1 protein-coding gene and 1 pseudogene are annotated in these 476 nt (G+C 63.4%); both read right to left on the minus strand.

Annotated features, from left to right (window positions below; genetic code table 11):
• Positions 1-249: pseudogene (locus tag IEY33_RS01020) on the minus strand (IS630-like element ISAva6 family transposase); the annotation flags it as partial.
• Positions 250-272: 23 nt separating this feature from the next.
• The coding region (locus IEY33_RS01025) for a helix-turn-helix domain-containing protein (protein ID WP_194517270.1) at positions 273-476 on the minus strand (204 nt) is incomplete at its 5' end.

The following is a 476-nucleotide window of genomic DNA, read 5'->3' on the forward strand; positions in this document are numbered from 1 at the left end:
CAGACGTTCGTCTGCTGGATCGAATCTCGCCTTGAACAACGCCAGCGCCGCACTGAACGACTCCACATCCACGGTATCGAAGCGCAACAGATCACTCCGCCCCGAATACGGATGCACGAAGCCGTAGATGTACGTCCACGCGAAGCCGTTGTCCTGCAGGGCGGGGGGCCGTGCCCCCCGCTTCGCCCAGCGGCGACGCAGCACGCTCTTCGTCCCGAGCCGTGCTTCATCCTCGAACCAGCGTTCCACCTCCCGTCCCGATGAAGTGCCCTTCAGCGTTTCGACAAGGGCGCAGATTTTTTTTTGTACGCCTCCTGCTCCGCCGGGCTCGCCGCCTGGGGATGCTGTGGACGGGGGAGCTGAACCGTGTATTGGAGCCGACGCAAATAGTTCCATCCGGTGACGATGTTCACCGGATGGCCCACCACCTCTTCGATCCAGGCGGCCACCTGACGGGACGTCCAGCGCCCGCCATC

Origin of the sequence: Deinococcus aquiradiocola (assembly GCF_014646915.1) — a bacterium.
GTDB classification, from domain to species: Bacteria; Deinococcota; Deinococci; order Deinococcales; family Deinococcaceae; genus Deinococcus; species Deinococcus aquiradiocola.